Here is a 21,676-nt window from a genome sequence, read left to right on the forward strand (position 1 = left end):
TTTTATGCGGCATGTCTGTAGCGGGCAAGCCCCGGGGACAAAATCCGGTGAATATACGGCTGCCTGGTCAGCGACTGCCGGCCAGGCTGGCGACCGGTTCACCGGCAGGGCTACCAGATATTCTCATCGCTGGCGTTCCAGGCTTCCGTGATTCCATCGGTGCTCCATTCCTTGAATATCGATTTTCGGGCGGCAGTCTTGTCCAGTCGCTCAAGACTGCGGCTGCTGATTCCCCGGCCGATGCGGGTCGCCGTATCCTGCAGCACAGCATCTGTTTCATTCACCTTTTGAAGATGCCCGACCGCCCAGCCGGTCCTGTCTGTTTCGATTACATGCGGCGTAATCATGACAACGGTTTCCGTGTTAATGCTGGTTTTTTCGTGTGCCGAGAACAGTCTTCCCAGCAACGGAATCCGGCCAAGAATCGGCACACCACTGCGACTTTCCGACAGCCGCATCTTCATCAGGCCGCCAATAAATACTGTCTTGCCATCAGGCACCAGCAGCTGCGTGGTAACTTCCGTGGTCGACTGCGAAGGAATGCCCTCGGATACACTGCCGGTACTGACTTCGGGATGGATATCCAGCATTACGCGCCCGTCTTCATCGACAGAAGGCTTGACCTTCAGTATGACACCCGATTCAAGAAACTGGACATTTTCGGTTGTAACCTGGTTTACCGTGGTCGTCACCTTGTAACCGATCCTGTCACCTATAATTACGGACGCCTCCTGGTTTTCAAGCGCCAGCAACTTGGGTGTCGACAATGTTCTCACGCGGCCATCCGAACTCAGTGCACTCAATGCCAGGTCCATCTTCGGCGTAACAAGATCAAGGAAAAATCCCGGCGATCCCGGCAACGACAACCCCTGGGCCCCGTAAGTCCGGACGCGATCCCCGGAATCAAACAGCCGCGTCCAGTCGACGCCAAAAGTCTCGGAGTCATCCAGGATCACTTCAAGTATCTTGGCCTCGATCAGAATCTGTTTGGGTTGCCTGTCGAGTTCCCTTATGAGTTTGCCGATACTCGCGAGGTATTCGGGAAGCTCTTCAATAACAAGAAGATTACGATCCTCAAGCGTGGTGATCTTTCCGTATCGCGACAGGTGGTTTTTCAGAATTGATTCAATGGATTTGGGCTTTGAATACTGCACCTTGAATGACTGCAGCTTCGTAACACCGCCATGGCCATTCTTCCCGGCATCTGAAGGATTGACTATAAAATAGCTGCCGCCCTTGCTTTCAACTGCATAGCCACCGACCCTGGCAATGGAGTGAATGGCCTGCTTGATGCCCACGTCATAAAGGTTAAGCGAAACCTTTCCGCTAACGTCCTTGGACAGCAGGATATTTACCCGGTGCTTTCTGGACAACATTGCCATGACTTCAGACAACTCTACGTCGTTCAGGTTCAGCGTGACCCGGTCAGACGCTATCGAATTCACACGCCTTGCCGGAATACTGTTTCCCGCGGCCACCTTTTTCCGTGAATCCTCGCGCAGCATGTCAACCAGGTCAGGCAGCGTAATGCCGCTGTCATGCTGATCCGGCGTCAACACAAAAATATCAAATCGCCTGTTCTTTCTGCGACCGGATTCCATCCGGTTGTCAGCCACCGGGTAATCAGGACCAAGACCGGTTGCGACAACCTGGTCCGCGGACAGCGACAGTACCCGCCTGATATAATCCGCCACCTTGCGCGCCCTTGCCTGGGACAACACGTAGTTGTCGGTAAACTCGCTTCGGGCTGCCTGCGAAAGCGGGCTGTTATCGGTATGGGAAAAAACATATACGCGACCAACCGGTCGACTTCTGCGAAGCGTCAGCAGCCGGTCAAGATCAACATAATCAGTATCAGACAATACGTTTAACCCGCGCGAGAACCCGGGTGAAAATACGATGATCTCCGAACGAATTCCGCCTTCCGGCTGATTGCTCGCGCCGTCAGGTTTTACGGGCTGTTCTGCCAGCGCAATGCCAGAAACTGCCTGCAACAGCAGTATCGCAACAAACACCAATACACTTTCCCTAGCGTTCACCATTTACTTTCACCCTGACTCGCACATCATTCTTTGAAAAAATTGCTTCGCCTTCTCCAACCCAATCCAGCCTGTACCCGCCGATCTCCTCACCAACAGTGACAATGGTGCCACCAACATTTGCCAGCCCGTTCTGCATTGATGCCAGTGTTGCCCGGAGATCAATGCCATGCGTACCGGAGCCGCTCCCCTGGCCAGCAGCCACGTCAACGCCGCTTGGTCGTATAAACGGGTTGTTCTTCAAGGGTTCCCGCCCAATATCATCTGCTGCTGCCGTAGGCAGCAGGATGCAAAACACAATAATGGACTTGTGGATTGTCATCATATGGCCTTGTATGAAACTATGGTCAACTTCAGTGAAAGTATGGGAACCTGGTCAACATAGCGAACCGGAAGAAACTGGAACCGGTTGATTACGATAAACCCGATTTCGCTGTTCAGTTCCTGCAGCCATCGAACCAGGTTCATGTAGTCGCCGCGAATTTCTATATCAAACAGGATCTCCCGGAAAACATGGACGGTGTTGCCGGCCTTCGGTTTGATACCGGCCAGTTCGACTTCATTACGCCACGAAATCTTCTGGAGCCGCTCTATGATGTACGCTTCCATTTTCTCCATGGACAGGTGTGCCATGTCGCCATGCAGCGTCTTGCCCAGGCTGTTAACTTCGGCGGTCATCTCTGCCAGCTGGCCTGGCAGTTCCCTGCCATCTTCAACAACAAGCACAAGATTGCTTCGTACTTTCTTTGTCCCCTGGTACTCCTTGATACGCGGATAGACAATATAGACAAATGACAATGTCACAATAAGCAACAGTAACAGGCCAAATGCCAGCCTGGCCTGTCTCGGGTCAGAAATTGCGGAGTCAATCATGTTCATGACTTGTCCTGCCCGACAACGACTGCGAGATCGAAATCCACAACCGCCATGCTCCTGAACTTCCTTTGCTCGGTTCGGACTATGCGCACTTCACTGATCGCCTGCTGGTCAATCAGGCGCCGGACAAACTCCGATAGCGCGGCATGATCACGCGCCTGGCCTCTTATGGTCATATGACTGTTAATCAGCCAGCCTTCCTGGCTTGCCTGGTTGCCCTGCTTCGGAATGACAACGAAATAGCCGGTATTCACCGCTTTTTCATTTTCCTTTACAGCTTCCCCGGATCGCTGGAATTCCCATTGATCAAACCAGACATCGTTACCCTGCAACGCCTTGTCAACGGATACGAGCATGTGCGCGGCTTCGGTTCCGCCACGCAACCCCTTCAGCAAATCCAGCTGCTGCTGATAGTCATCCCGTTTTTGCTGCAGATCATTCAATTCTGTTCTTTGTTGCGCAGTGATCGCCTGCTTTCTTTGCAGATCCTTGATGTCGCGCTTCAAACCGGAAATCTGGTAGCTGATTCCCGCATGCGCTGCGAACTCGACCAGCGCCAGTATCGAGACAGACATGCCAAGCAGGCGCAGCCATTTGATTCGATCAAGTCGCTGCCGGTACTCGACCGGGATCAGGTCAATACTAGCCATGTTGATCCAGCCCTCTCAGGGCAAGGCCGGTAGCAATAGCCATATCGGTATTCGAACCGACGCTGCCGCCTGAACAGGGGCCATTCTCGTTTGTCAGTGTCCGCAGCGGGTCGGGTATTGTGATGGCGATGTTGGCCATTCTTCCAAGCAGCCTGTCTACACCGGGCCACCTGGAAATTACCCCAAGCAGGTATATCCGGTTAGCTGACTTTCCGTGCGTCTGGGCGGCGGCATAAATCAGCGACCGGTTAACTTCGTCAACCAGTTTCATGAACCCCGGCTTGACGATTTCGCGAATACCCTCGGCAATATCAGGGCGGCTGACCAGACCGTCTTTTTCCGGGTCTTCGTCCGCGAACAGGCCATTCTTGATTATCAGGTCACGCGCCTCTTCCTGGCCCATATCCAGCATCTCGCTCAATTCGAAAAGCAGGTCTGCCTCGCCAAAGTTGACCTTGTGATCAAACAGAACCCGATCGCCGGAAATCATGGTCATGAAGCTGATCTGGTAACCCGTGCTCACAACCAGGATATTGCTCCCGGGGTCTTCGCCGGAAATAATGGTTATCAGGCGATTTATAGCTGATGGCGCCACTTCCATAGCGGTAATACTCAACCCGGAGTGACGCAGACGCTCAAGAAACGCTATGACATCGGATTTCCTGGCGAAGGCAACCATCGCCAGCCTGTCATCATCCGCACCGCCTGACCTGATTGGCAGGTAATCAATAACGTACTCGTCCAGGCTTCCATCTATCCGGTTTCGCATTATCTTGATGATCGCGTCTTCGTCCGCCTGGTCCTTGCCCAGCTGGTACGTTACCGGAACAATTCTGGCCATTCCCGGAAGTGCTGCAACAACGGCACTGGAGCCGGAAAATCCGTTTTGCTTCATCAACCGGCGCAAGGTAGCTTTCATTTCTCCCGGCTCAGACAGGAATGCATCCCGCTTCGTCGGATAGTCGGCGGACGCGCAACCGACCAGGTATTTTTCACCATTGGCACGCATTCCGATTTGCACCATATGTATTTTTTCCATCGAGAACTCGATGCCTATGGGTCCGAGCACTGAACGACGGGAAACAAAACGATCGTACCTGGCAATTTTTTGCAGCAATTGGGACATCATACGTAATGCCGCTCTGCGTCGTTGTATATCTCGTGCACAATGACGCTGTTCGATTCGGTTTCGGCCTTGCTTTGTCTTTTGGCCCTGTACAGAACTTCATCAGCCTTCTTGAACAGGTGAGTCAAGGCAATCATGCGCCCGTCGACAACGCTGGCCATGCCAATACTTATATTGATGTCTACAACATTACCGAGATGATTCGACTTTGTGCCGGCCAGAACTTCGACTGCATTCTCCAGCATCTGCTTTGGCTCCAGTCCTGGGAACAATAATGCGAATTCGTCTCCGCCCAGCCTGATCATGTGAGTGCTGTCTCTTATGCCCTGTTTTACCGCGCCGACCACCTTTCTCAGCGCCAGGTCACCGTAATCGTGCCCGTAGGTATCATTGATTTCCTTGAAATTATTTACATCGATAATGGCAAAATGGTAATGCATCGACCTGCGTATATAGTCTTCCACTATCATTTCATAATTGGTTTCCAGGAACCGGCGATTCCATGTCCCCGTCAGCGGATCTGTATAGGAAAGCAGTTCAAGCTCACGGTGCGCGTTTTCCAGGTTGTAACGGGTAATAATGTCATCCTTTCTGATACCGACATTCCGGGCAACAACGGTCAACGTCGTCAGCCCCGAACCTAGCATCAAAAACTGGAGGATCCACACGGTCTGAATGTCAAACCGGCCCTTTACACTCAACGTGGAAATCGTGAATACAACGTATACCAGCGTCACTACGATTGACGCCTCGCGAAGACCCCAGGGCACGAGCGGCACAACCATGAACAGCAACACTGCGCTCGACAACAACGCGGCACTGAACACACCGGTCTTGTGTGCAAGCAAGACAAACGCGGTTCCGGCGATAATCAGCAGCGCCATGCCAAGCAGGTACAGTATTTGTGTATCCTTGATAACCCGGGAAGAAACGGCAACATGCAGGGACAGAAGTGTCAGCATGGAAAACGTATAGACGTAGGCGGTACCAAAGCCGAGCATGGCATACAGCGTGGTGGCAGCCCCGAGTAACAGCACAGACACCACCCCGAGAACCATGATCCCCTTGCGAACTTCCTCGCGAATAAACGATTCCGCGTAGTCAGTCAGCTCACCTTTTCGGAATTGAGTAACCGACCAAAGCTTGGTTAGTAGCCTGAATGCATCCACTGCGTAACGCCTTATTTCCTGCTTTATATTTGATGGAATAACCGGTGCTGTATTGCCTGTTTCTATGTCGGCTGAAATACATGATTCTTGAGGTATCCCGCGACAGCATTCGGCATGTGCTCATGGCCTCACTGATGTACGCAAAGCGGTGATTTTCGGGGAATTAATCCTGATACGTGAGCGATCTCCACGATGACGATGACATCAGTCGATCAATTATGATTACACTAAAATTCACCTGTATCGCCCATAGCGATAAAAAAACTACGGTATACACTGAACTTCGAGGTTCTCGAACCATACGATATCCCTGTTTCCCAATGCACCGGAACTCATGATGCGCAAGTGAGCGGTGTTGCCGATAAAACTGCTGATATCAATCGCGACCGACGAATAGCCGGGGTCATTGGCCAGACCCTGATGTCGTGCCAACTCGGTCCACGGTCCGCTTGCCCCGTCTGCGGAAATTTCCACGATTGCATAGTCATTGGCATTGTCCAGCAACTCGCGACGGACGTCATAACGCAACGTCGCAGTCGCGGCACCACCAAGGTCCAGGGCACGCATCACCCCTTTCCCGCCGCTTTGGATGCGTAACTGGTAGTTACTGATGTCCTTAAAGAAACCGATATCGCCGGATTTCACTCCATCCGCCTCCCCTACTTCAATCCACGGACTGGTCGACCAGTCTATGGTGCCGGTGCTGTTGGCAAAATCCTGCCTGTCAAAAGCATCCGCGTAGGTGCCGTTACAGATGAACGACTCACCACCGCCACCACCGCCTGACCCGCTGCCCTCGAACACCTCAATGCGCACGCTATCCATGTAAAATTCGCCGGTGAAGGTGCCGCCGGTGACAAACCGAATGCGAGTGCCGTCGACAAGATAAGCACCCAGGTCATACGTCTGCGAGGCTACATAGTCCGCATCATTTCCTGTCGTAATATTTGGACTCGCGTTCTTCCAGATCCCCTGGACGGCATCATAGATTTGCAGCCTCACTTCGGCGCCGGTATTGGCGCGCCGGTAATCGAAGCGGAGCTTGGCCGTGGCATATTTGCCCAGGTCAATCTGGCGCTCAACCGAGCGAGACATACCGGTCAACCTCAGGCGATTGCCGCCTGGGTCGGCATATAGCGGGTCATCCATGGCCTGGATATCGCCACTGCAGGCGCTGCCATCGTCACTGTTTTCAATCCAGCCGTAGGCAGTCCAGTCCAGTGAGCCATTACTGCCGTGGTACTCCTGGGCTGAACCACAGGTGAAGTCAGAAAATTCATCCAGGTAGTGTTCCAGTACACCGGTACCCTGCTCCAGGTAACGCACCAGGTTGGCCTGGTCATCCAGCACCACGTGGTCGCAGGTCAAGGGATTGATACTGACACCCTCGGCAAAGCTCACCCCGAATGAGGTCAGGTCATAATCACGCAACAGGTTGCCACTAAAATCATAAATCGAGACGTGGTCGGTATAACTAACCATAATCTTGTCGGTACCGGGCATGTGCACCAGGTCCACCACGCCCTGGGGAGTTGCATCATTCACCGAAAAACTGGTAATGGTTGTGCCGGTCTGGCTCATGATGTGCAAAATTTCCTGCGAAGGTTCGAGGAACATGAGCTGCTCATCGTAGCTGCCCGATGCGGTTTTGCCGATATAGGCAATGGCCTTCACCTGGCTGACAAAGCTGATGTTAACGGCAAACTGGCTGGCACCATCCAAACTCATAAACACCAGCGTACTGCCGGCACCGTTCATGACCAGGTGATTGGCAAACAAGCCACCGGCCACGTAACCATGACCGTTAAAGTTACCACCGGTGGGTAGCTCACTGAGCAGGGTACCGGCCATATCAAACAGGTAAATACGCGCGGTGGTGGTGTCAATGGTGGTCCAGGCACCCTCGGCCGGCACGGTGACGCCGTTAAACACCGTGCCTTCAGGTAAAAACACGATACTGCGCGGGTTGTTGGAACCGCTGAACGACACACTGTAGTTCTTGAATTCAAAACTGGGGGTGTAATCGGCATCACAGGCTACAGGAGCGGGCGTCGCACATACCTTGCCGCACTCGCAGGCATAATGAATGGTCAGCCTGGGGTGTTTGCTGGCATCGGCGGCATCACTGCTGTCGAACTCGGCGCCCTCATTCAGGGCCGTGGCCCGCAGCATCAGGCCATGATTATCGTATTTGCCATCGACCCATTCCTGCACCAGCTTGGTCACATCCCAGCTGACCCAGCCCACCGCACCCGGGGTGACTGCCGTGCCATAGACTTTATTGTCAAAGTCCCCCCCGGCCGCGGACCAGGCCTGGCCGGACTGGGCGCTGTTCCAGCTGGCCTCACCGGTGGAATTATTCTGACCACCCTCATCCCAGTTACGGGTCATGCGGTGAATATTCAGCGTGGCGGGTGACCAGCTAGTCGTATTCGAATACAGTTCCAGCGTCGCCGACAGCACCTGGCTGCCGGCGGCAACGGCGCCCAGATCAAATTTCATCAGGCCGCGGTGATAATCCCCCCACCAGCCGTTAACATGAATCTCATCGTCGATACCGTAATTTCTGCCAGCAAACCACTGACGGATATACGTGTCTTTGGCCTCGGCGGCACCGGGCTGCAACACCAGCGTGTTCATGGATTCAAGCACCCTGAACTGATCATGGCGAATGGTGTGTATTGCACCGCTGGCGGTTTGCGCCTTCACCAGCATGTTCACCGGCGAGCCGTTATCCGGCGTAAAGACGGCCGAGTAACTGCCGCCGGCAAAGCTGGTTTGCGGCAACGCGTAGGCTGTGCAACCGGCACTATTGCTTTGCCAGTGCGCATGTTGCATACCGGCCTCGGCAATATACCGCGCTTGCAATTTCTGCCCCTGCAGGGATACGTTATTCAGACCCATGGCCGACTGCTGGCCCAACAACATGCCGATAGAGGCCAGCAAAAACAACGTGACCACTACGGTGATGAGCACATAACCTTGCTGTTTATTGATCGCGGTGTTCATGCAGAAAGACGGTTATGGTTAACTGGTTAAAGAATCAATGCCGCCCAGAAAGCCGAAGCAATCACCAGCAAAATGAATCCGGTGGCACGCGGGTTACGCTCTGTCCAGGCATCCCAGACAATGGCCCTGCCGGCAACAGTGCGGTTCATGCGGTTTTCCAGTTGCTGCTCACCCGGCACACCCAGGCGCAAGGCCGCGATCATGCGCTCGCCCCAGGGTTGATTGAGTGTGCGCTGTAGCCGCAACGACCACTGCGGCAAAAACAGGTACAGGCATGCAACAACAGTTACCGGCAATGCAACGAGGAACAATATGGTTTCGTTAAGGTTCATGAGTTACTCCTTTCAGGAAGTCTGGCTTGCGTATATGGCTGAATTCATCCGTCAATGACCGGCAACACGCACCCTTGTCTGTACACTCACCACTTCACCGTTCACCGGGCTGGTCAATTCCAGCAGCAGGTCCACCAGCACGGTTTGCCCGGCGGCTACCGGGACGCGTTCCACCCGAAAGCGGCTGACATGTTCAGCAATGACGTGCTCGGTGAAATCCTTTCCGGTCAAGACGCCGTCACCATCTTGATCCGCCAGTGACGGCAGGCGCTCAATCAACTTGCTGCCACTGAGGTAATACACCACCGGGTCGGGCCAGTCCTCGTTATGGCTGCCGTCTTCATCATCATCGTTCAGATTGCCTTCATCGACGGTGCCGTCCAGGTCATCATCCACCCCTGCCACGCCGGGCGAACCGTCGTGGCTGATATCGCCCTTGCTGTCTTCGTCGACGGAACCGTCACCGTCATCATCCTCGCCGTTGTTGACATCTTCTGTTTGCTGACCATCTTCGTCATCATCCACCCAGACACCGGCGTTGGGCGCGGCGCCATCATCAATCGTGCCATTACCGTTATCATCAATGCCGATAATGCCGTTCTTGCCGTCGTTGCTGGCATCGGCACCGGGGTCTTCATCAATGCGTTCCGGTTCACCGGGATCACGGATGCCATTGTTATTCCGATCCAGGAAATCCCTGTCATTATTGGCATCGGCCCAGCCGTCGCGGTCGCGGTCGATGGATGGCGGCAACGTCACGGCCAGTACCGCGCTGGCAAAGGTGCTGCTGCCTTCCGGCACTGACGCCGGAAGGGTTTGTTCGCGCACATGTTCGCGCCAGTTGGTGGCCGGGTTATCCGCCAGTGGCAACAACAGTCGGCGCGAACCCAGTACCGAATCAGTCATGCGCTGCATGGCAAAGGCTGCCTGCTGTGCCAGCGTATTGGCATCACTTGCCTGTTGTTGTGCCTGCAGGCCCTGGCTGACCACGCCCGCCAGGCCACTCATTAACAATCCGGCCATTACCAGCGTAATGAGCAACTCCGGCATGGTCATGCCGCCTTGTCGACGGGCCGCAATCATCAGTGCCGCATACCGGTCATGGTTTCCATGGCCATGCTGGTGCCTTCAATCTCCACGCGCAGCCACAAGGAATGAATCTTCACCTCGTGACCGGTATAGGGATTGCCGTCACCGTCAATGTCCGGGTCCATGATGGTGAAGGGATTGCTGTCGCCGTCCGTATTGCCAAAATCATAAAATGACAGGTACACCAGCCGGCGTCGCTCACTGCCGGCGCTGTCGGAATAACTGGTGGGCGTATTCTTGTTGTTGAGACTTGCCGCTTCCGCTTTCAGAACAGCGAAAGGTTGTGCCAATATTTCCTCAGCACGCTGCAACAGGTGATACTGGTCGGTCACGGCAGACTGGTGCATCCCGGACCCCGTCACGCCTGTTTGAATGGCATCCAGCATGGGAACGAGCGCAATGCTCAATAGCACGGTAGCAACAAGAACCTCGATGATGCTGAGACCGGCCTGCCGCCTGGCATTGATGCGCATGCGAGCCCCCGTCTCTAGCTAATGGTTACCCTGCCACTTCTGCCATTAAGCGTGACGGTGCGACTGAACCCGTCGAGCGACAACACAACCTTGAACTCCCTGACTGCCGTGGTGTCCGGGTTGGTGCACCAGGCCATGCCCTGGCTGTCGAAATACAGTTGATCCATGGCGTTGCACGAACCTATATGGACAACAGACTGGGAATTATTACTTACTGCAGCCGATGGAATGGCGGATACATCAATGTCATAAAGCTTTTTGCTGACAGGATGGTAAATGTCATAGACCGGCGCCCAGGGAGACATCGCAGTATTGATGTTGAATACGCGCATCCTGTAGCTGGAACTCTCGTAGACGTAACCCACCGGGCTGCCCATGCTGATAGCGCGATTCCGTGCATACCGCAATGCCTGGGCCACCTCTTCCGCAGCCACTTCCAGCCTTGCCGGATTGGTAGCTGCGAAATTCGGGGTGACAACTGACGCTGCAAGACCCAGGACGATCACAACTGCAAGCATCTCGATCAGCGAAATCCCGGCCTGTTTTTTCAATAACATAAACAAATCCTGTCGGCAGTCAGCAACATTTGCCGTTTAATGATCATCATAAGCCGCGTCATCGGCAATGAACTGGCCGGTGACATTATCAAATTTCCAGCCTGCCCCGACTGCAGCACCGGTCATTCCGAGTGCACCGGCAGTAGATACAACCAGCGTATTGACGTCGGTAAGAGGATTGTTCGGCAGCAAGTCTTTCTTGAGATAAGGACCATACTTGAAGATCGCATCACGGGTGGTGCAAGACTGTCCTGCGGAATTCGTATAACGTGTCATCTGGTCGACAAACGACTGCACCGTATTGATTGCACCTGTTCCTGCTGCACCGCCACCCGGGCAGGTAGCGCCGGTTGCTGCGGCGGCACTCGGGTACTTGCCATGCTGCTGGTAATACAAATCAATTGCGCCGCGCATGTTGGCGAGCGTCGAATCCAGGGCCGACAGTTTTGCATCGTCGGTAGAAGATGCGAACTGCGGTACGACAATAGCAGCCAGAATCGCCAAAATGATTACCACAATCAGCAGCTCTACCAGCGTAAAGCCCTGTTCCATCCTAAACATCAACTTTTTCATGTCAAAACCCCTGTTAATTAGCATCCACGAAACAGACAGGGCATTGTCCCAAGTTCTGTTCCCAACGAATATCGGTAACTCCTATTGCTACTTTATGTTCAAACGGGGAGAAAACAAGGCGTATAACATTAAATAACAATCTGAATATTTCGCTTTATCAATTTCACGGTAAATGTATTTTTTTGTGAAAATATTTTCCGGCAATACCCTTTGCCGTGTTCAGAACATGAACAATGCAATCCCGAGGCAATAATTTTTCACAATCAATGCACCGCGCGAGAAAGCTTGAAAATAGGAAGGATTAGTGAACTTACGAGCAACCCGACAACCAGTCCCATGACGATCAACATCAGCGGTTCTGCCAGTCTTGCCAGTGTCTTTAACTGCTTGGACAACTCGCGGTCATAATAGTCAGAAATCCTGGCCATAACCAGGGGCAGGCTGCCGGTTTCTTCGCCGGTTTTTACCATTTGCCTGACAACGGGAGGAATGAACTTGCTGTTGCTGAACTCCGGGCCGATTCCCTTGCCATCCTGGACGCCGTTTTGCATTCTCGTTATAAACTGCTGGAAAACGCTGTTTTGAACCACGCCCCTGCAGGAGTTCAGGGTGTCCACAATACCGACTCCATTTGCCAGCGATGTTCCCATAACTCGCAGGAACTGGCTCAGGTATATTTTTACAAATACGTCCTTTAACACAGGTATGCTGAGTTTTGCCCTGTCAAGTTGCAAGCGTCCTGATTCTGTTTGCATCCAGTAGCGTATTAACGCAAGGATTCCGAATATTGCCGCGATCACAAACACCCAGTAATGCCGCAAGATGTCGCTGGCTCGCATAAGCACTATGGTTGATAGCGGTAACTGATCGGCGATTGCCTTGAACATGTCCTCGAACTTGGGAAACACGACGACCAGGACAAACGCCACCACCGCCAGGGAAAACAACACAAGAAAAATCGGGTATGACATGGCTGACATTACCGTGCTTCGCATCTGCTGCTGCTTTTCATCAATGTCGTAGAGCTGGACCAGAACCTTGTCCATAAATCCGCCGTTCTCACTGGCGGCAACCAGGTTTACATAAGACGGGGGAAACAGTTCGGGATGATTTGACAACGCAAACGAGAATGATTTTCCTTCGGAAATTGCGGCACACATCGACTCGAGCATGGCGACATATGACTGATCCTCGGATTGACTCTTCATCGCTTCCAGTGCCGGTACCAGGCTTACGCCGGTACTGAGCAGCAGGGATAACTGTTCGGTGAAAAACATCCTGTCTGTAACTTGCAGGCTCCTGGGCCGGCGAAACGAAGCCTCCAGGGATGCAAGCAACCCGCTTACATTCAAGTCCGCGCGCTGGCTGCCCGTGTTTTTGCTGTCGATTGGCACGGCGGGACTCCTAGATGTTAATCGATCTCGATATTTCTTCCAGCGTGGTTTCACCACGCTTCACCCTCTCCAGGCCGTCATCAAACAACGTGGCGACATTCATTTCACGGAGATAGGTGTCGAGCTGATCGCGACTCGGATTCGAAATAATCAGCTTCTGAAGGGATTCGGTTGCAACCAGTACTTCATGCACGCCCTGCCTGCCTTTGTAACCGGAATCGTAACAGTCGTTGCACCCGCGGCCACGGGCAAGCTTGATGCCGGCATCCGCATTCCATCCGAACCGCTCGACCAGTTCCATCTCTGCCAGGTAGGTGGTCTTGCAGGACGGGCACACTGTTCGCACCAGGCGCTGGGCTACAACGCCTATCAGCGCCGATGACAACAGGTATGGCTCGACACCCATGTCGATCATACGGGTGACGGCGCCAATACTGTCGTTGGTGTGCAGTGTCGACAACACCAGATGACCCGTTAGCGCCGCCTGCACCGCGATTTCGGCCGTTTCCCGTTCGCGTATTTCGCCAACCATGACAATATCCGGGTCCTGCCGAAGAACATGCTTCAGAACCTTTGCGAATGTCAGGCCGATATTCGCCCGCACTTCATTCTGATTGATGATGTCGACCTGGTATTCCACCGGGTCTTCAATGGTGACAATATTCTTCTCGATGCTGTTGAGATAGTTCAGCGCCGCGTAGAGTGTTGTGGTTTTACCGCTACCTGTCGGGCCGGTTACCAGGATCAGTCCGTAACTATGACCCAGCAGGCCGCCAAAGGAATCAACATTTCTCCTGGTCATGCCCAGTTTGTTGATATCGAGAATTGCCCTGTTCTTGTCAAGTACGCGCAATACCACCTTTTCACCATACAGGCCCGGCAATGAACTGAACCGAAGATCAACCGGACGACCTCGTGTATGCACCTGGATTCGACCGTCCTGTGGCAGGCGCCGTTCCGATATGTCCAGGTTGGACATAACCTTGAGACGCGATACCACGGCCGAATGCAGCTCGCTTCTTAATGCCATGATCTCGTACAGGACGCCATCCATTCGCAATCGAATGCGGGTCTTGTCACGTGAAGGCTCAATATGGATATCACTGGCACCATCCTGCACAGCACGCTGAATGATTGAATTTACCAGGTTGATTACCGGGCTGCCGGCCGCCAGTTCATCAATCGTGTCCGGGTCGTCCTGACGCTCACTGCTGATAACCTCAAAGTCATCATCGACCTCGGCAATCAGGTCCGCGGTGAGATCTCGCTCCGAAAATATTTCGTTGAGCAGCTGAAAGATCCCGTCCTTTTCTGCAATTACCGGGTTAACCTGGCACTGCAGATGCTCCTCGACCTCCTCAAGCGCGGGAATGGCCTGCGGGTCGGTGGTCGCAACCGTGACATGGTTCCGGATCTTGAACAGTGGCAGCAGTTTCAGCCGGGTACAGATATCCTTGCCCAGTTCCCTGGCAACGGCCACATCACACAAACCGGTCCGCAGGTTGACAAATGCCAGGCCCAGTTGCTCACTGACAGCCTCCAGGACTACACGTTCCGGCGCCCATCCCTTGTCGACAATAATCTGCCCCATGCGCCTTCCCAGTTTTCTCTGCAACTGGATTGCTTCTTCTATGCGCGCTTCACTCACGACCCCCTTGTTGACCAGTATGTCTCCCAGCCTTGCCTTTTTGGGCTCCAAATGTTCATGAGTCGAAATGGTTTCATCATTGTCATCTATACAGGGTATGTAGTGACTTACGCCGGTAATGGAGAATATTTCCTTTAACAACGAGTTAATCCGGGTCAGCTTGAGCCAACCGCCCCGGTGAATCAGTTTGTCATTTATATCAAGAAGCTGCTCGATAGATGTGCTGTCGATAGCCTGTACGGATGCGAGATCAAGAACAATCCTGTCTTCTCCGACCTCCGTACATTCATCCACGCATTCGGACAAATGTTCCATCATGCCTTCGCTGTCCAGGCGCTTCCTGGGCGCCAGGCATGTCATGACGCCTATGCGCGTACGAACCACATTTTCGGATTTTTGTTCCGCTGGCGAAATCATTGTTGACGCTGACCATTGTGCACGCTATGAATGCTTGAAGTATCCGGTTCACACTCAAAGTGCTGGATCAGTGGTACCGGGAAACCGTAGGCGTATCCCTGCCCATAGGATATTCCCAGCGCTACGAGGCGGGCCTCGATTTCGGCATTCTCGACGTATTCCGCTACGGTCTTTATACCCATTACGGTTCCGACATGATTGATCGATGAGACCATCGCCTCTGAAATCGGATCTGTAACAATACCCTTGACCAGCATTCCGTCAATTTTCAGGTAATCAACATCGAGATTCTTGAGATAGACAAACGAACTCAGGCCGGAGCCAAAATCATCCAGCGCGAAGCTGCATCCCCTTTCCCGTATAGTTGATATAAATTCCTTCGCGTCGTCTATATGTGAAACAGCCGCGGTTTCAGTTACTTCAAAACATATCTGGCTCGCATCCATTTCCGACCTGTCTATGATATTGACCAGAAATTCCAGGAACGACTTGCTGCTGATGGACTGGCCGGAAAGATTAACGGCAAATACGGAACCGTGCGGAATCCTGTTGCCGTTTTCGGCGAGAATCCTGAACAGGTTGGTTACAACCCATCGATCTATCTTTGGCATCAGGTTGTAACGTTCGGCGGCCGGGATGAAGTTCCCGGGCGCCACGACCTCGCCGTCTTCGAGACGCATTCTTACCAGGATTTCCACATGAACAGCGTCACTGTGCTGCTGAAGATCCTTGATTGCCTGTCCGAACAATTCGAAACGGTCATCAATCAATGCTTCCCTTATCCGGCCTACCCAGTGCATTTCATCCTTGCGGGCGAGCATATCCGTATTGGTGGAACTGAATGCCTTTACCTGGTTCTTGCCAATATCCTTAGCCGCCATGCAGGCTACCTCGGCAGCATTCAATGCCTCGGATACAAGCCTTGTACCCGCGTCTATGCAGGCTACACCGATACTGACGCTGATATCAAAGACCGAGGATTCCCATTCGAACGGGCTCTTTCCGATTGCCTGCCTGATGTCCTCCGCCAGTCTTTCGGCGCGCTCAATAGGGCAACTTTCCAGCAGCACGCCGAATTCATCACCGCCTATCCTGGCGACAATATCCAGGCCCCGTACATACTTGTGAATGGTATCACCCGCCATCCTGATCAGCGCATCGCCGGCTTCATGACCGGCATTCTCATTCACGATTTTCAGCTGGTCCAGGTTCAAATGAAGGACACAGTGCTCCATGCCGGACATCTGGGCCGACTCGATACTCTTGCCTACATAATATTCGTAACTCTTTCTTGTATGCAGTCCGGTCAGGGAGTCGTAGGTCCTGTTCAGAAGCTTGGTGACCTTGCTTGCCATTACTTCCAGGAGGCTGCGATCACTGTTGGTAAATTCCCTTTTGCCGCACATGCTGATTGTCAGCAATACTCCTGTCACGGCGCCATAGCCGGTAAACACCGGGCTGCACAATAATTTGTCCCTCATGCCCGCAATCAGCCCTTCTGCTTCAGACTGGTGATTGACCACGATACTCTTTCCGGTCTCCTTGACGTGCCTGAGCACCCTGTTCCTCAGCTCCGGCAACAGTATTGTGCCACTGCACATGGCACTGTCCTTGTTTCCAAGTGTTATGACAACATTTCGCTCAGGCAGAAAAAGAACAACGATTTCAACATCAAGATAGGAAAGGCACTGTTTTACCAGGCTCGATAGCGTCTTGTTGATATCCTCGAATCCGGCAGTCTCTTCCTTGACATGATAGACAAGGTTCAACTCCTCGTAGCGCTCTCCAAGCTCCTCGGCCATCTCGTCGAGTTCCTTGTTGAGCATCAACTCGGTCTTGATGCACAGGGCAACATCATCCATCAGCTTTACGGTTCCGGGTATGTAACCGGTAACACCATCCTGGTTTCGGTAAGAAAGCAACGCAGATACGTTGGCTATGTGACAGTCATTTTCAGTAACTATTCCGGCCTGGTAGAGTATTTCTGTTTCGCTCAGCTTGTGAAACGTAATTTTTCTGTCATGAACGCTGCTGAATTTCCCGCCGGGGAACAGGTGGATACTGGTGTCTGAATTATTGCTGGACCAGACGGTGAAGCCGTCCGATGTATACACGAGAAAACTTTCCACTTCAGCGACGCCGGATTCAAGCAGTCGCATGTACTTGGAGTAATCGATAGCCGCAAGAGATCTTCTATCCACCGGGAACCTCGTCTGCGGCAATCCTGGTTTCATTGTAATCATTAAGCATATCCAGGATTCTCCTGGTGCTTGCAGGTTTTTCGATAAACATCAGGTTCCTGATCTTGCGGGACCACTCGCGGTGTTCCAGCTCGGTCCGCGAAGTCGAGACAAAAATAAGGAATTCCCGATCAGGCATTTCGGCTTCTATTTTTTCGCACAATTCCCGGCCGGTCATTCTCGGCATTGCAATATCCGTTATCAGGACATCAGGCCGTCTTTCCATGATTTTTTCAAATGCCAGCTGCCCGTTTGGCGCTGACTCGACCTGGTAGCCATCACGCTCCAGCGCCAGCCTCAGCACCCTTATTACATGTGGCTCGTCATCAGCAATCAGTATGTAGCCACCCATTACACTGCCTCCATGATGATGCCGCTGTCTTTCCGGAAGACAATGATGAACTCGGTACCTTCTCCGAGCACGCTCTCAACCAGCAACTCACCGTTATGAAGCTCGATAATTTCCTTCGCCAGCGGGAGCCCGAGTCCGTGTCCGGGACGGTCTCTCACTTCTTCGCTTTCGGACCTGAAGAACTTGTCATAAATATGGCTGATATCATCTTCAGAGATGCCTATTCCTGTATCCCGTATTGATATTGTTATCGACTGCGCATCCTCGGTTACCGTCATGGATACCTTGCCGCCCGGCTTGTTATACTTTATGGCATTGGTAAGGATATTGTTGATTGCAATACGCATCAGGTCCTTGTCCGCCGAAATGGCGCTGACCTGGTTCGGCAAATCAATGCTGAATTCGCAATTCTTGTTGTAACCGTTTCTCGATATATTCTCGAAGGCATCCTCGACCATCTCCTTCAGCTTTACGCGCTGCCGGCTGATCTGCATTCCGCCGACTTCAAACCGTGTCAGGCTCAGCAGGTTGTTAATCAATGATGCAAGGCGCTCGACTTCGTCACGTATGACGTTTGACGCATCAATCTGGAACTCCCTGGATTTCCCTTCCTCTCCGATCAGTGCCTCGCTGTACATCGTCAGCACATTAAGCGGAGATTTCAGCTCATGGGCAACATGGGCAACAAATTCGGCCCGGCTCTGCTTGGCCAGCACTTCTTCCGAAATGTCATGGAACACAACCAGTGAACCGTAGGTTTTTTTCCGGTCCTTCACCGAAAACAGCGGGAATGCTTCTACGGAATAGGTCTTGTTTTTTTCATTCTCCGGAACAAATGACCAGTTATTGCCACGCTTGTTGGCCGGGGACAGGGTTTTTCCCCTTGGTTGATAACCCTGCATTGCCGGGTGATTGACATACTCAATCAACCGCTTGCCCCGCAGGTCGTCTGACTGAATATTCAGGATATTGGATATCCTCGAATTGGCCATATTTACAATGCCGGTTTCATCCAGGACAACCACCGGGTCCGGCAACGACTGCAAGACCATTTCAATGCGTTCGCGCTTGTAGTTCAGGAACTTGGCCGAGGCATCCAGATCGAAGTGACTCTTTTCGAGACTGCTGACCCGGTTGCCGGTATATTCGATATAGTGATTGATGCAACCGATCAGTTCACCGATCTCGCCGCTGGCTGTCACGTCTATGGGCTGATAGTCATTCCTGTTTGCCATGTCGTGGATGGCAGTACAAGCCGTTCTTATCGGCCTGATTTCCTTTTTCACCAGGTAGTAGGACAGCGTAGTCAGCAGAAACACCATCAGCGCCATCGTAGAAACAAATGGCAGGTACGTGCTGTCTATTCCATATCCTGGCTCAAAATAGGCAATCCTGACATGACCGTAAAGCTCGCCCGATAATATGACCGGTGCGTGAAATTCGATGAAGTTCTTGTTACGACTTTCTCCCGGTATGGTACGACGCCCGATCCATGAAGACGGCTCTTCCTTTATCCTGAGCTCAGGCACAATTACACCTGACTTGGCTACCTCGCGGAGCTTCGCGCCGGAGCGATCTACAACAGCAACATAGGCGAATTCAGGCGTGGTCAGGATTTCCTTCAACACTCTCAGAACACCACCAGTCCCGGATTCAGTTACCAGATCCGACAGTGGCAAATCGGAAAGGATGCGCGCCAGGCTTACACCTTGCGCCTGGATAAACTCCATCCTGGAATCACGCCGGTTATCAAACATCATCAGGGTGATAAAAATGATCACCAATAACGTCATACCGATCATGATCAGGCCGAGACGCTCGTTTTCAAGATTGGCTATACCACGCCGAGTAATCAATTCGGTATCCACCTGTCTGCCTGTATTATCAACCGCTTCAAGTATCGGCAGCATAATATGGGCCTTTAAAAAACGTGCCGCATGCACGGTGATAAGCTCTGATGAGTTCTATCGATTTCTCAGGTATAAAAACTAGATTAAACAGCGGTAACGATTCAAGCCTTATGTCGTAAAACATTGTAGATATACGATTATTAAGTGCCCCGTTGACGATCGATTGTTAACTCCCGCAACATTCCGTCGCGCCATAACTTCAGAACCAGGGCCGATTGCTCTCCCGCTGTCAGCATTTCCCCGATTTCATACATACTTTTATTGGCCGTGTCCGCGTGATTTATGGACAGGATCATATCCATCTGTTGAACACCGTACTTGTGGGCCGGACCATTCCTGGTCAAGCCGGTTATCATCGGGAAATATTCATTTCCGTTCAGTGTCGTAATCACGAAACCGAGCCCGGTTTTGAACGTGCCCGCAGGCACATTATCAGCGCGGAACGAGGACACAGGCAGGTTCTTCGTAATCAGTCTCACGATCAACTGGCCGGCTATCCTCGGATCACTGACAGACGACATACCGGTACCCACACTGTTCCATACCGATTGCAGCCGCATGCGATCAAATATTGCCAGTTCGACTTCCAGTTGGGCGCCCGGGCCACTCACGGAATCTCCTGCAACCGGATCGTGAGCCGCGCCGACATAGTCCGACCGGTCCATTTTTCCCCACGACGGCAATGTCTCGGGGAGTTGCGCCAGGTCAGATGAACGAGCGCTGTTCCTGTATTGAAAAATGTCTGTGCCTGGCGCCCACCTGGGGCCGGATTCAACACCGGCCCCGAACAAACCTTTTTTTGATCCCGGTCTTGCCAGTATCGTCACCAGGAAATCCGGCTTCTCATTGGCGCGCACCCAGCGATAGCCCCGACCTTCGAGCTGGTTGCGCGCCTGGAATGCCAGGTGATAATCAATGGCATCCATATCATTTTGTGGCATGTCATTAACCAGCATGGATGGCGGAATCATGGAAAAGGTGCGATAGGAGGACAAATCCTGCCCGGGTGCCCGGGTGACTTCGATAACAGGCCTGTATTCCGGTGTTACCGGCTTCATGAGCGAGCCGGCACAACCAGCCAGCACGATCATGAATGATGCAGCCATCATGCGCTGGGCTAACTTGCTCGGTGACATAACAATCCTTTTTATGCAGTACTGCCGGTGCGTATTCGGCGCACCCCGACATGTTCAAACCTTGCGCCATCAATCAATAATATTTGAGTGGGCAAACCCTGTTTATGGTTATAGTATCGTGCGATCCGGCCATTTCTTTATCCGGGTTTTATCGGGTTCCGTGGCCCCGTATTTTGGCTTTACCGGAAACCCTGCTTTTTTGCCAGCCATGTAAGTTGGTCTATTTAATTGATATATTTGAAAGAAATGTCGGAACGTTCCCATGACCCGCGTTGACTTTTATTTGATGGAATCCGGCGACAAGGAGCAATTTGCCTGCCGGCTAATCAACAAGATCTTCCAGAAGAAGCACATGATCTATGTGCATACCGCCGACACGGCCCAGGCCCATGCGCTCGACCAATTGCTCTGGACATGGTCTGACCTGGCTTTTATCCCCCATGGCTTGCCAGACGACAAGCAGGCAGACGAATTGCCGGTCATTATCGGCCACGGCGAACCGCCGGAGCACCACCACGACGTCCTGGTTTCCCTGGCTGATACGAGCCCACCGTTTTTTAGCCGCTTTGAGCGGGTGGTGGAAATCGTGCCGCCCACCGAAGATGCCAAAATCATGGCTCGCGACCGGTTTCGTTTTTACCGGGATCGCGGCTATGCTTTGGAAACCCACAAGATCTGATCGCCAC

Annotated in this window: 19 protein-coding genes; 1 reads left to right on the forward strand and 18 read right to left on the reverse strand. The window is 52.7% G+C overall.

Annotated elements, in window-relative coordinates:
- Positions 1–110: 110 nt before the first annotated feature.
- The 18 genes from OEZ10_02785 to OEZ10_02870 form a co-directional block, all read right to left on the reverse strand.
- Positions 111–2,042 carry an OmpA family protein gene (locus OEZ10_02785; GenBank protein ID MDH5631897.1) on the reverse strand — a complete coding sequence of 644 codons (1,932 nt, stop codon included), beginning with the start codon at positions 2,040–2,042 and terminating at the stop codon, positions 111–113.
- Positions 2,029–2,364 (reverse strand): hypothetical protein, encoded by a 336-nt coding sequence (locus OEZ10_02790; GenBank protein ID MDH5631898.1) that lies wholly within the window; start codon positions 2,362–2,364, stop codon positions 2,029–2,031. Before OEZ10_02790 ends, OEZ10_02785 begins: the two co-directional genes overlap by 14 nt.
- Complete coding sequence (gene pilO / locus OEZ10_02795) at positions 2,361–2,912, reverse strand: type 4a pilus biogenesis protein PilO (protein MDH5631899.1); 552 nt, start codon at positions 2,910–2,912, stop codon at positions 2,361–2,363. The genes OEZ10_02790 and pilO overlap by 4 nt, the downstream gene beginning before the upstream one ends.
- A gap of 2 nt (positions 2,913–2,914) precedes the next feature.
- A complete protein-coding gene (locus tag OEZ10_02800; protein ID MDH5631900.1) occupies positions 2,915–3,565 on the reverse strand; it encodes a PilN domain-containing protein in 651 nt (216 codons plus the stop codon).
- Entirely contained in the window at positions 3,558–4,694 is a 1,137-nt protein-coding gene (pilM, locus tag OEZ10_02805) for a pilus assembly protein PilM (protein ID MDH5631901.1), read from the reverse strand. Before pilM ends, OEZ10_02800 begins: the two co-directional genes overlap by 8 nt.
- Positions 4,691–5,860 carry a GGDEF domain-containing protein gene (locus OEZ10_02810; GenBank protein ID MDH5631902.1) on the reverse strand — a complete coding sequence of 390 codons (1,170 nt, stop codon included), beginning with the start codon at positions 5,858–5,860 and terminating at the stop codon, positions 4,691–4,693. The genes pilM and OEZ10_02810 overlap by 4 nt, the downstream gene beginning before the upstream one ends.
- Positions 5,861–6,124: 264 nt before the next feature.
- A complete protein-coding gene (locus OEZ10_02815) occupies positions 6,125–8,869 on the reverse strand; it encodes a DNRLRE domain-containing protein (protein MDH5631903.1) in 2,745 nt (914 codons plus the stop codon).
- Positions 8,870–8,895: 26 nt separating this feature from the next.
- The gene (locus OEZ10_02820; protein MDH5631904.1) at positions 8,896–9,201 is read right to left on the reverse strand and encodes a hypothetical protein; all 306 of its coding nucleotides are present in this window, start codon (positions 9,199–9,201) and stop codon (positions 8,896–8,898) included.
- Between the two features lie 51 nt (positions 9,202–9,252).
- Complete coding sequence (locus OEZ10_02825) at positions 9,253–10,284, reverse strand: prepilin-type N-terminal cleavage/methylation domain-containing protein (protein ID MDH5631905.1); 1,032 nt, start codon at positions 10,282–10,284, stop codon at positions 9,253–9,255.
- Positions 10,284–10,763, reverse strand: coding sequence for a prepilin-type N-terminal cleavage/methylation domain-containing protein (locus tag OEZ10_02830; protein ID MDH5631906.1), 480 nt, complete (start codon positions 10,761–10,763; stop codon positions 10,284–10,286). Before OEZ10_02830 ends, OEZ10_02825 begins: the two co-directional genes overlap by 1 nt.
- A gap of 14 nt (positions 10,764–10,777) precedes the next feature.
- Positions 10,778–11,320, reverse strand: coding sequence for a prepilin-type N-terminal cleavage/methylation domain-containing protein (locus OEZ10_02835; GenBank protein MDH5631907.1), 543 nt, complete (start codon positions 11,318–11,320; stop codon positions 10,778–10,780).
- Between the two features lie 36 nt (positions 11,321–11,356).
- Positions 11,357–11,893 (reverse strand): type II secretion system GspH family protein, encoded by a 537-nt coding sequence (locus OEZ10_02840; GenBank protein ID MDH5631908.1) that lies wholly within the window; start codon positions 11,891–11,893, stop codon positions 11,357–11,359.
- Between the two features lie 263 nt (positions 11,894–12,156).
- Complete coding sequence (locus tag OEZ10_02845) at positions 12,157–13,287, reverse strand: type II secretion system F family protein (protein ID MDH5631909.1); 1,131 nt, start codon at positions 13,285–13,287, stop codon at positions 12,157–12,159.
- Positions 13,288–13,297: 10 nt separating this feature from the next.
- The gene (locus OEZ10_02850; protein ID MDH5631910.1) at positions 13,298–15,352 is read right to left on the reverse strand and encodes an ATPase, T2SS/T4P/T4SS family; all 2,055 of its coding nucleotides are present in this window, start codon (positions 15,350–15,352) and stop codon (positions 13,298–13,300) included.
- Entirely contained in the window at positions 15,349–17,553 is a 2,205-nt protein-coding gene (locus OEZ10_02855; GenBank protein ID MDH5631911.1) for an EAL domain-containing protein, read from the reverse strand. The genes OEZ10_02850 and OEZ10_02855 overlap by 4 nt, the downstream gene beginning before the upstream one ends.
- Complete coding sequence (locus OEZ10_02860) at positions 17,546–17,944, reverse strand: response regulator (GenBank protein ID MDH5631912.1); 399 nt, start codon at positions 17,942–17,944, stop codon at positions 17,546–17,548. Before OEZ10_02860 ends, OEZ10_02855 begins: the two co-directional genes overlap by 8 nt.
- Positions 17,944–19,854 carry a cell wall metabolism sensor histidine kinase WalK gene (locus OEZ10_02865; GenBank protein MDH5631913.1) on the reverse strand — a complete coding sequence of 637 codons (1,911 nt, stop codon included), beginning with the start codon at positions 19,852–19,854 and terminating at the stop codon, positions 17,944–17,946. The genes OEZ10_02860 and OEZ10_02865 overlap by 1 nt, the downstream gene beginning before the upstream one ends.
- A 140-nt stretch (positions 19,855–19,994) precedes the next feature.
- Positions 19,995–20,990, reverse strand: a complete 996-nt coding sequence (locus OEZ10_02870; protein MDH5631914.1) for a hypothetical protein — start codon at positions 20,988–20,990, stop codon at positions 19,995–19,997.
- A 262-nt stretch (positions 20,991–21,252) separates the two neighbouring features.
- On the opposite strand from OEZ10_02870, the gene OEZ10_02875 reads away from it, so the two are divergent.
- Positions 21,253–21,669 (forward strand): DNA polymerase III subunit chi, encoded by a 417-nt coding sequence (locus OEZ10_02875; GenBank protein MDH5631915.1) that lies wholly within the window; start codon positions 21,253–21,255, stop codon positions 21,667–21,669.
- Positions 21,670–21,676 lie beyond the last annotated feature (7 nt).

Source organism: Gammaproteobacteria bacterium, assembly GCA_029880545.1.
Lineage (GTDB): Bacteria > Pseudomonadota > Gammaproteobacteria > Acidiferrobacterales > SZUA-150 > JAOUOD01.